Origin of the sequence: Streptomyces sp. NPDC059788, from assembly GCF_042732265.1 — a bacterium.
Classification (GTDB): domain Bacteria; phylum Actinomycetota; class Actinomycetes; order Streptomycetales; family Streptomycetaceae; genus Streptomyces.
In genome coordinates, this window is sequence record NZ_JBHWHY010000039.1 from 89,986 (window position 1) to 100,390 (window position 10,405).

Genomic DNA, 10,405 nt, shown 5'->3' on the forward strand with positions numbered 1-10,405 from the left:
CGTGGTCGAGGAAGAACGCCCCATCCTTCCTGCCCCGCGGCAGTGATCGCGCAGCATCGACCAGGCTGCCAACGCGTCGCGTCGCGCGGTCCTGCTCAGCCATCTCGCCGAGGGCTTGATGGCTGACGGAGCCCACGCCGGCCGGGCGCGTTATGGCTGCGGCCACCGGGGACCTCACCGCGTCGAACACGGCCGAGCGCGTCAACGAATCGGACCCTGTACGTGACTTCTTCGGCTTCTCCTCACCCATACGCTCATGGTCCCGGACACCACTGACATTCCTTCGAGCTCCGGTGCCCCGCCGGCGAGGAACACCCGGCCCTGGCGCGGTGGCGGCCGGCTCGGACCGGCCACACCTGACACCGCAGCAGGTGTCGGACTACGAGCCGCCGCCTGGCTCGGGGACTGGACGCCCGCGGCCTCGTAGGCGCGGCCGCGTGGAATCGACCGGGCCCGGATGCCGGTCCTTGGTACCCGGGCCCGGTCGTTGGCTGCGAACATCGTGTGCAGCACGCGTTGCACCGGAGTCGTGCGAGATAGCTTTTCTGCGCGACTTGTGCGGGGGAGTGCTCTGCATGATTGACCCCGCACGGTTGCCAGCGCGTCGCTGAGGTGACGAACGCGCAGACTGCTCACGGACGTCCTTCGTTTTTCCGGAGTGTCGTGGCCGTGCTGGACGGCGAACCGGCCCGTTGAGCAGCCGACATGCCCGGCCAGGCCCCCTCCATCGCCCAGTTCCCGCTGAGCGTCACGGACCTGGCCATCACCCCCACCGGCACCTGATCCCATCGGTAATGCCCTCGCCGCGGCCCGGCCACCACCGGACCGCGGCATGTCACCGCCACGGCATGTGACTTCGTACGGCCGGCCCGGCACGTACTCCCGCCACTGCTCGGTGCCGCAGTCAGGCGCGCAAGGCCTGCATTCCGTCGTAGGCGGCCATCACGACCTCCAGTCCGCGGTTGTCGTCCTCGGGCTCGCGCATCTGGTTCGTCACGTACGCCACCACCATGCGGGCGTCGGGCTCGATCATGACCATCGAGCCACCCCAGCCACCCCAGCCGTACGTGTTGCCGAACAAGCCGTAACCCAGGCCGTAGCGCATCGGCATGCCCAGGATGCGGTCCTCACCGCGGAACTGCTCCTCCCATGCACGGTCGCAGCCTGCCCGCGACAGCAGCCGCACACCGCGCACCGTTCCTCCGCACGCCATCACCGACTGCACCAGAGCGACCGAGCGGGCATTGCCGAACCCGCTCGCCGCGGGGATCTGCGCGCGGCGCCAGGCGACGCTGTTGCCGTCCCGGACCCGGATTCCGGTCCCGGCTGTGGGGGCTGCGGTGGCGCCGGGCGCGCTCGCGAGGTGGTCCTCGTCCCGCGACGGCGGGGGGACCGAGAGCGCGACCCGGTGGTCGTGCTCGGCGGACAGCCCGATGTGGAAATCCGCGCCCAGCGGACCGGCCACCTCGTCGAGGAGGAAATCGCCCACGCTGCGGCCCGTGATCCGGCGCACCACCTCGCCCACGAGGAGACCCTGGGTCAACGAGTGGTATCCGGCCGCCGTGCCCGGCTCCCACCGGGGAGCCTGGGCGGCGAGCCGCGCCGTGGCGGACGGCCAGTCGTAGAGGTCCTCGACCGTGCCGTCCCAGTGGGGCAGGCCCGCGGTGTGCGCGAGCAGGTGCCGTACCAGCACCCTGTCTTTGCCCGCCGCGGCGAACTCCGGCCAGTACCGGGCCACCGGCGCGTCCAGGTCGAGCCGACCGCGGTCAGCCAGGACGAGGGCGCACAGGGCCGTCATCGTCTTGGTGACGGACCACACGCCTGTGATCGTGTCGCGCTGCCACGGGGCCGTGCGGTCCGCGTCGGCGAATCCGCCCCAGACATCCACCACCGGCTCGCCGTCCACGAAGACCGCAACCGAGGCGCCCGTGTCTCCGGCGTCCAGCAACGCGGCCAGCACACCGGGTACAGCGGTGAACAGATCATCGTAAGAACCTTGAATCTCGGCCATACGTGAACTTAGCCAGCGCCATATGGCCCCGGTCAACCGGATTTCCAGGGCGACGCCGCACCAGGAATATTTGCTGAGCGTGCACATCGGCCACTGTTCCGTTCCCTGTAAACGCATCAGCCCCGTCAGGCGCGCCGGCAGCGCACAGCCCCATCGTGACCATTGATTGTCCACGAGCCATAAAAGTGAGTCGGAATTCTTTCCGGAAGCTGCTCGGAACCGGGGATGCTTGGCGCCTTGTCTATCCTGCACGCGCGGACGCGGTGGAGTTTCCTGCACGCTGAAATGTTCGGGGCCACCCTGACGCCTCCATCATCAACGCCCTGCGCGCCGCGGCCGCCGGGATGACGAAATTCCCGTATCGACAAGACCGGCCCGCTGCCGGCCGTCCTGGTCACCGCCGCGAGCATCCAGCACTCCACCGCCATGATCTACATCGCGATGATCGCCCTGATGACCCGCCGCCCTCACCAGATAATCCACCCCGACCTGGCGAGGACTCCAGCACCACATCAACGACGCATCTCGGGACGAAACATTGGGAGAAAACACCCTCGACGAGAGGCGGGGAGCATATACGTGCAGGGCTGGAGCGCCGAGCGTATACGGCGACGTATGTCGTGCCACCGGTCGCGGCCGGTGAACTCGGCGGCAAGGACGGCCTGCCGGGTCGCATGCAGGGAGAGGGGCTCCGTAAATTGGCGGCCTCTCAGACTCGCAGGTACGTCAGTACGGCCATGACTCTGCGGTGGTCGGCGATGTTGCTCTCCAAGCCCAGCTTGGAGAAGACGTTGCGAACGTGTGTTTCCACCGTCTTGCCGCTGACGGTCAGGTGCCGGGCGATGGCCTCGTTGGAGCGGCCCTCTGCGATGAGTGCGAGGACTTCGTGTTCCCGGTGGGTCAGGGTGTCCACCGGTGCGGTGGCACGGTTTTGGTTGAGCAGACACGCGACGACCTTCGGGTCGATGACCGATCCGCCTGTGCCGATCCGGCGGATCGCTTCGGCGAGGTCACCGATTTCGGCGAGGCTTTCCTTGAGCAGATAGCCGAATCCGCCTGCGTTCTGGGCCATTACCCGCACAGCGCTGCCGGCTTCCGTGTACTGGGACAGCAGCAGCACCCCGACTTCGGTGCAGTGCCGCCGGAGTTCGACGGCCGCGCGCACTCCCTCGTCGGTGTAGGTGGGCGGCAGCCGGATGTCGAGAACGACGACGTCGGGGCGCTGTTGCCGCACCAGCGACAGGAGACCGAGTGTCTGCCCGGTCGAGGCGAGCACGGTGAAGCCCGTCCCATTCAGCACACGGACGAGTCCCTCGCGCAGCAGCATCGAATCTTCCACGACGATCACGCGCATGGCAGTCCCACCGTGATCCGCGTGCCGCCGGCGACCACCAGATGCCGGTGGCTCCTGCGCGCGGACACGCTGACCGCGCGGACCCCAGCGGGTTTGACCGCGTTGGACAGGGCTTCACAGAGCGCGAAGCAGACCGCCGACTCGGCCGCGGCCGGGTACCGGGCGGGCTTCCCGGCGACCACTACCGGTATGTCCGTCTGCTGCGCCGGCTCGGTGACCGCGGGGCCGAGCCCTTTGCGGATCAGTACGGTCGGATGAATGCCGTGCGTTGGGTCGAGAAGGCCGTCCAGGGGCCGGCACAGAGTTCCGTCGGCTTCCGCGACCCTCTGGCACGGCGTGGGCGGCCCGCCGCTCGCGAGTCCTGCGTCGAGGCTCCGCAGCAGTCCGGTCAGGAATGCGGCGGGCAGCGCGGCCCCGGCCAGGTCGGAGAGCAGCGTCACCGTGATCATCGGGGCTCCGGCTCCTCACGTCAGCGGATGTGGAAAGAGTGCGCCACAGCAGGTCCCAGGCAAAGAAGGCCAGGGAGAGGGCCACGGCGATCCGGACCGGCAGCAGGATGCGACGGCGGGTCGCCGAGCTTGCCCGCAGGCGGCGGGTAGGGGTCACCACGCATGCCACGGCCAGTAGTTGAGTCAGGAACCGATAGCCCGGCACCGTCAGGTTCAGCGCCTGCCACCAGGCACAGAGGCGGTAGAACAGCGGCACCTTCAGCCCCTGGAGATTGCCGGGGAACCAGGTCGGCCCCTCGGCCGGCATCAGCAGTCCGCTGCCGTTGTCCGGCCTCCGCCGCCAGGCAATCAGTCCGGCGCCGGCGTACGCCCGGCCCACCGCGCGGTCACGCGCCGGCGCCGTACCGGATGCGCCGGAGCGGGCGTAGGCGCACGCGCCGCAGATCCCCGCCGTGGGGCAAGCACCGCCCCACAGCCACAGGTTGCGCGTCCTGGTCCGGGCGCCGGGACCAGAACTGCCCCTGGAAGTCCTGTCCCCCACGGCTGCCAACCTAGAACAGGAAACCTGACCAGGGCAGAGGGCCGGCGTTCCGAGGTGTGGACGTTGCCGCCCGGAACGGGGACTCAGGGCTGGCCCTGATGTCGCGCGGCGGCGGGCCGTCTACCGTGAGGTGTGTCGGTGGGCACGGACGGACAGCCCCAGGGCTCCCCAGGGCTCCCGGCGGCCCCGTGCTCCGTCCCAAGCTCCGTGAAGGATGTCGTGACGCGCTCCGCTCTGTGACGGGCCGGTTGACGCGGCCGGGGAGCGCCGCCCGGGCTCACTCGCTCCGCGCGGCGCACCGGCGCCGGGACCGTAGCGACATACGCCCGTTACGCAGCATCGTTGTGCCTGTCCCGTACACCGCATCGGCACCGCCGGAATTCCCGGGGCTGCGACGAACCGGGGCTCACCTACATGGTCATACGGGCATGGGCATTTTGGACGACCTGCATCCGGGGGAGGCACGGTGAAAGGGTTCTGGAGCGTTGAGGCAGTGGCACCAGGTGGAAGTGACGCGGGGCCGGCGGCGGTCGGGATATCCACCGTGCTCTTCGCCGGGTCTACTGGCGAAGAGCGAACGGTGCCGCCACGGACCCGACAGGCCGTGCTGCGGCACACGATCAAGGAATTCATCGTTCGGCATCTGCACCAGGCGCGTCTTTCGCCCTCGGAGATCGCCGTAGCTCATCACATTTCCGTGCGGTATCTGCACCACTTGTTCCGCCACGAAGGCACGAGTGTTTCCCGGTTCATCCGGGAACAGCGGCTTGAGCGATGTCGGGCCGATCTGGCAGATCCCCTCCAGGCGTATCGGGGTGTCGCCGAGATCGGCGCGCGGTGGGGTCTCGCCGATGCCGCCGTGTTCAGCCGGGCCTTCAAGAAGACATATGGGATCTCGCCCGGTGTTTACCGGGCCGCTCGGCGCGCAGCGACGGACGGGGCCGCCGAGCCGGCTCCGGCACCGGGCTCCGGCTGAAGCCGGGACCGTGCCTGGGCAAAGCTCCACCGCGTACTGCTGGACGAACTCGGCGCCCGTGGCGAGCCGGACCGGTCGCGGTGTGCGATCGACTCCGCCGGCGTGCGGGCGGCACAAGGGCCCCTGACCGGACCGAATCCGACCGGCCGCGGCATGTCCGGATCAAAGCTCCACCTGCTCACCGACCGCAACGGCGTACCCCTGACGCTGGGAGTCCCCGCCGCCCAAACGCACGACAGCCTGGGCCTGCAGCCGCCCGTCCGGGGCATCCCGCCACCCGCTCTCGCCGCGGTCCCCGCCGCCGACGGCCGGTCAAGCTCCACGCCGACAAGGGGTACGACCACGACCACCTGCCGGCATGACTCCGCGAGCGCGGCATCCGCCACCGCATCGCCCGCAAGGGCATCGAACTCTCCCGGCGCCTGGGCCGCCACCGCTGGGTGGTCGAGAGAGCCGTCTCCCGGCTGGCCGGGTGCCGTTGCCTGCACCGCCGCCATGAGCGCAAGGCCGGGCATTTCCTCGGCTTCCCCGGCATCGCCGCAGCACTTATCAGCTATCAGCTATCGCAACCTCACCAACTGAAACAACTCCTCAGCCGCCAATCCACCGCCGTCGGGACACCTCATACCTCCGGCAGAACGAATAACCCACTACCCCGTCACCGGCGCGAGGTCCCCAGCATTGATGCCCTCCAGAAGTGTGCGCGCGACGTCAATGACGTCCCGGACCGGCTTTCGCCATGCTGAAGACGAATGCACATCCGGGTCCGGGCAACCGGTGCGGTACGTCGTCGCCTGTTCCCTACCCTCATCCATTCCGGTTCACGGTCCCGTACATCCGGGTCTCCGGACTGAGGCAGAAACGGGCGGATCGCGGACGACCGGGCCGGGACCCGGACGGTATGGCATTCGACCATTCCGGTTCGTGTGTGAAGGAGCGACCAGATGTTGAAGAAACTCGAAGTGCTCGGCGGCAAAATCCTCGGACGGTTCGTGCCGCGGGTCGAGGCGGAAGCGGCTTGCGGGCACCCGTACGTGAAGTACTCCCCCCGCTGCTGGCAGTGCTCGGGACACTGCGGCTACTGGGCCCCGTGCCGCGCGATCTGCCGCTCCGGCTGCGGCTGCCAGGTCACCAACTGCTACTGCTGAGAACTGATCTCGGCGCACTCAACAAGAAACGCCATTCCGAGGAACGGAACGGGCGAAGGCGGACCACGCCCTCGCCCGATTCCGTTTCAGCGTGGAGGAAATCCGGTGCACTACTTGGCCATAGCGGTTCGCTGTCTGCTGGTGTTGGTGTTCCTGTTCTCGGCCGTCGGCAAGGTGGCGGGCCGGGGCAGGTTCTCCGCCTTCAAGACGTCGCTCGGCAGCCTGCGGCTGCTGCCGCCTTCCCTGGCCCTGCCAGTGGCCGTGGCCGTGGTGACGGCCGAGTGGGCGGTATGTGTCCTGCTGGTCGTACCGGCGACCGCTCTGGCCGGCTCAGTGGCCGCGGCCGGACTCCTGGCGGCTTTCGCCGCCGGGGTCACGGTCTCCGTAAGGCGAGGGATTCGGCAGCCGTGTGCCTGCTTCGGCCCGTCCGGTGCGCCGCTCGGCCCGCGACACGTGCTGCGGAACGTGTGTCTCGCCGGCACGGCGACGCTCGGCGCGGTTGCCGCGTTGCCCGATGCTCCGCTGCACCGCGGCGGAGTGGCGATCGCCATGGCGGGCGGCTCGGTGCTCGGCCTGCTGGTCGTCGCTCTCGACGACCTCCTCGCACTCTTCCCGTCCGCCGACGCGCCCCCGGGCGCCGCCGGCCGACGGCTTCGACGGATGACAGCCGGACGTATGTGACGACAGAGGGAACGACATGTATGTATGGGGCGCGGCCTTGGTGCTCGTCGGAACGATCTGTGTGCTCAATCTCGTTCTCACACTGGGGGTGATCGCGCGGTTGCGGACACACACAGAATTGCTGTCCCTGGGCGGCGAGGGCGGCCCGCTGCCCGCCCTGCCCGTGGGCGGAGAGGTCGGCGCGTTCACGGCGCGCACGGTGGACGGTGAGCCGCTGAGCCATGAAGCGCTGGACGGTGACACCGTGGTGGCGTTCTTCTCACCGACCTGCAAACCGTGCCGGGAAAACCTTCCCGCGTTCGTACGGTTCGCACGGGAAGCTCAGGGTGGGACAACGCGGACGCTGGCCGTGGTGGTGAGCGACGCCGAGCGGGCAGCCTCCTTCGTCTCCGAACTGAGCCCGGTGACCCGCGTCGCGGTGGAGACCCGCGGCGGGCCGCTGTGCTCCGCCTTCGGGGTCAGCGCGTTCCCGGCGACGGTGCGGGTCGCACCGGATGACGCCGGGAAGCTGCGGATCAAGGCCGACCGTGTGGCGCTGGACCAGTCGGCCACCGTCGCGGCATGAGCGGCGACCGCCCACCGACGCGGCCACGCGCCGCGTCCGGCATCCTCGCGGCAGGCCGGTGGTGGGCCGGGACCGCGACCCGGCGCCGGGCGGGCACGGCGTGCTCGCTTGCGTTCAAAGCCGCGCCCGGCACGCTGGCCTTGTACGTCGCCCTGACGCTGGCCACCTCATGCCTGCCGGTGGCAGCCGCCTGGCTGACCAAACGCGCCCTGGACAATGTGGTGGGCGGAGCCGACTGGGGAGCGGTGATCGGTCCGGGGGCCGGGCTCGCGGTGGTCGGTATGGCGGCCGGCGTGGCCCCGACGGTGACCCGGTACCTGCGAGAGCAACTGGACCGCGAGGTGGGAGCGCTCGCCCAGGAGCGATTGTTCAGCGCCGTGGACACGTTCGTCGGGCTGGGCAGGTTCGAGAATCCGACCTTTCTCGACCGGCTGCGGCTCGCCCAGCAGGCCGGTGCGCCTTCCGTCAACCGGGCCGTGGACGGCATCGTGGGCACCGTCCGCGGTTCGCTCACCATCGTCGGCTTCCTCGGCTCACTGTTCCTGCTCAGCCCGGTGATGACGGCCCTGGTCCTGGCATCCGCGGTCCCCGTTCTGATCTGGGAGATCAAGCTGTCGCGGCAGCGAGCCGGAATGTACTGGCGGATCGGACCGACCGAGCGACGCGAATTCCTGTACACCGACCTGCTGTCCAGTGTGGAGGCTGCCAAAGAAGTACGGCTGTTCGGTATCGGTTCGTTGCTCAGGAACCGAATGCTGGCCGAACGCCGCCGCGCCAACGCCGCCAAGCGGTCAATGGACCGGAAGGAGGTCTGGGTGCAGAGCGGGCTGGGGACGGTCTCGGCGCTGGTGTCCGGCGCGGGACTCCTGTGGGCGGTCGGCGCGGCGCACGCCGGAACCTTGTCGGTCGGGGACGTGACGATGTTCATCGCGTCCGTCGCCGGTGTGCAGGGAGCACTCGTCAGTACGGCCAACGAAATCTCCGGATGCCACCAGGCCCTGCTGCTGCTCGACCACTACGTCGCGGTGACCGGCGCCGGCCCTGACCTGCCGAGAGCCGTGGCACCGCGCCCGTTGCCGCGACTTCGTAAGGGAATCGAACTGCGCGACGTCTGGTTCCGTTACGACGAAAACCACCCCTGGGTACTGCGCGGCGTCAACCTGCACATACCGCACGGCCGCGCCCTCGCCCTGGTCGGCCTCAACGGCGCCGGCAAATCCACGCTCGTAAAGCTGTTGTGCCGGTTCTACGACCCAACGCGCGGCACGGTCCTGTGGGACGGCATCGACCTGCGCCATGTCGATGTCGCGGAACTGAGGGAGCGGATCAGCGCCGTGTTCCAGGACTACATGAACTACGACATGACGGCGGCGGAGAACATCGCACTCGGCGATGTACGTGAATTCACGAACGGGCGGCGCACCAGGGACGCGGCGCACCAGGCCGGAATACACGAGAAGGTCGTCACGCTGCCGCACGGTTACGACACCCTGCTGTCGCGGATGTTCTTCACGGAGTCCGACAGAGAGGACCCCGAGAACGGGGTGGTGCTCTCCGGCGGTCAGTGGCAACGGCTCGCTCTGGCCCGTGCCTTCATGCGTGGGCGGCGTGACCTGATGATTCTCGACGAGCCGTCGTCCGGGCTCGACGCCATGGCCGAGCACGAGGTCCACACCACTCTCCAGCAGCACCGCAGGGGGCAGACCAGTGTGCTGGTATCGCACCGGCTGGGAGCGGTACGGGACGCCGACACCATCGCCGTACTCTCCGGCGGACGTGTCGTCGAACGGGGGAGCCATGACGAGCTGGTGGCGGCAGGCGCGGAATACGCCCGGTTGTTCGGCCTCCAGGCGTCGGGGTACCGGCCTTCGACCGTGGCGGAAACGGAACCGCCCTCCTCAGAAAAGGCGGAAAAGCGATGACCGGTCGGCCGGGACGACATGACGTTCGCCTTGCTCCTCTCCTCCTCTCGGCAGCCTGCACCGCCACGGCCGTCGGCGTATTGCTGAGGTTGCGCCGCGGGCTGGTCGCGGTCACCGTCCGGGGAATGAGCATGGAGCCCGCCTATCGCGACGGCGACCGGGTTCTGGTGCGCAGCGCCACCGCGTTCGTACCAGGTCAGGTCGTCGTCGTGGAGCGGCCCTGCGACGAGGCCGGACGGTGGGGCCGCCCGCCGGTGCGCACCACGGACGGCCCGGCGGCGCTCACGCGCCGCCACTGGCTGATCAAACGTGTCGCAGCGGCCCCGGGAGACCGGATACCACACGACCGGGACCCGGCCTTGCGGCATCTCCAAGGAAGCCGGGTCCCCCCGGGCAAGCTGGTCGTCCTGGGGGACAACACCCACCACAGCTTCGATTCCCGGCACATCGGGTATGTTCCGACGGCGCGCGTACTGGGCACGGTGGCGTGCCCGCTCACCAGGAAACGGTCGGGCCGGGCCGCGCTCTTCTAAGAGGCCGTCCGAGCCCACCTCACCTGCTAATAAATGGAACAGCCTCCCGGGAGCCGCCGCTCTAATAAATGGAACGGCCCCCGGGAGCCGCCGCTAAAGACCCTTGTCCGCAATTGACCGGCTTTCTTGCCTACTGACCTTCAAAGCGTGATGTCTCAGGGGCTGACATTTGGTGGTCGCGGCGGTATGCCGTCTGCATGAGGTATGCGCAGGGTGGTGGGCTGA

General features: G+C 69.0%; 9 protein-coding genes and 1 pseudogene. 7 read left to right on the top strand and 3 right to left on the bottom strand.

Translation table 11 applies throughout. From position 1 onward, the window contains the following. Positions 1-904 precede the first annotated feature (904 nt). From ACFV57_RS30190 to ACFV57_RS30200, 3 genes are all read right to left on the bottom strand, one after another. A complete protein-coding gene (locus ACFV57_RS30190) occupies positions 905-2,011 on the bottom strand; it encodes a serine hydrolase domain-containing protein (RefSeq protein WP_385238696.1) in 1,107 nt (368 codons plus the stop codon). Positions 2,012-2,720: 709 nt separating this feature from the next. Then, a complete protein-coding gene (locus tag ACFV57_RS30195) occupies positions 2,721-3,365 on the bottom strand; it encodes a LuxR C-terminal-related transcriptional regulator (RefSeq protein WP_385238697.1) in 645 nt (214 codons plus the stop codon). Further along, on the bottom strand, positions 3,356-3,814 hold the full coding sequence (locus ACFV57_RS30200; protein WP_385238698.1) for a hypothetical protein: 459 nt from the start codon (positions 3,812-3,814) through the stop codon (positions 3,356-3,358). Before ACFV57_RS30200 ends, ACFV57_RS30195 begins: the two co-directional genes overlap by 10 nt. Positions 3,815-4,959: 1,145 nt before the next feature. Between ACFV57_RS30200 and ACFV57_RS30205 the strand changes: the two genes are divergently transcribed. From ACFV57_RS30205 to ACFV57_RS30235, 7 genes and pseudogenes are all read left to right on the top strand, one after another. Beyond that, complete coding sequence (locus ACFV57_RS30205; RefSeq protein ID WP_385238700.1) at positions 4,960-5,331, top strand: helix-turn-helix domain-containing protein; 372 nt, start codon at positions 4,960-4,962, stop codon at positions 5,329-5,331. Beyond that, positions 5,332-5,891: pseudogene (locus ACFV57_RS30210) on the top strand (IS5 family transposase); the annotation flags it as partial. A 384-nt stretch (positions 5,892-6,275) separates the two neighbouring features. Beyond that, complete coding sequence (locus ACFV57_RS30215; protein WP_385238702.1) at positions 6,276-6,479, top strand: hypothetical protein; 204 nt, start codon at positions 6,276-6,278, stop codon at positions 6,477-6,479. Positions 6,480-6,584: 105 nt separating this feature from the next. After that, on the top strand, positions 6,585-7,160 hold the full coding sequence (locus ACFV57_RS30220) for a MauE/DoxX family redox-associated membrane protein (protein ID WP_385238703.1): 576 nt from the start codon (positions 6,585-6,587) through the stop codon (positions 7,158-7,160). A gap of 16 nt (positions 7,161-7,176) precedes the next feature. Next, complete coding sequence (locus ACFV57_RS30225; RefSeq protein ID WP_385238704.1) at positions 7,177-7,725, top strand: TlpA disulfide reductase family protein; 549 nt, start codon at positions 7,177-7,179, stop codon at positions 7,723-7,725. After that, positions 7,722-9,647, top strand: coding sequence for an ABC transporter ATP-binding protein (locus ACFV57_RS30230; RefSeq protein ID WP_385238706.1), 1,926 nt, complete (start codon positions 7,722-7,724; stop codon positions 9,645-9,647). Before ACFV57_RS30225 ends, ACFV57_RS30230 begins: the two co-directional genes overlap by 4 nt. Continuing rightward, the gene (locus ACFV57_RS30235; RefSeq protein WP_385238708.1) at positions 9,644-10,180 is read left to right on the top strand and encodes a S26 family signal peptidase; all 537 of its coding nucleotides are present in this window, start codon (positions 9,644-9,646) and stop codon (positions 10,178-10,180) included. Before ACFV57_RS30230 ends, ACFV57_RS30235 begins: the two co-directional genes overlap by 4 nt. Positions 10,181-10,405 lie beyond the last annotated feature (225 nt).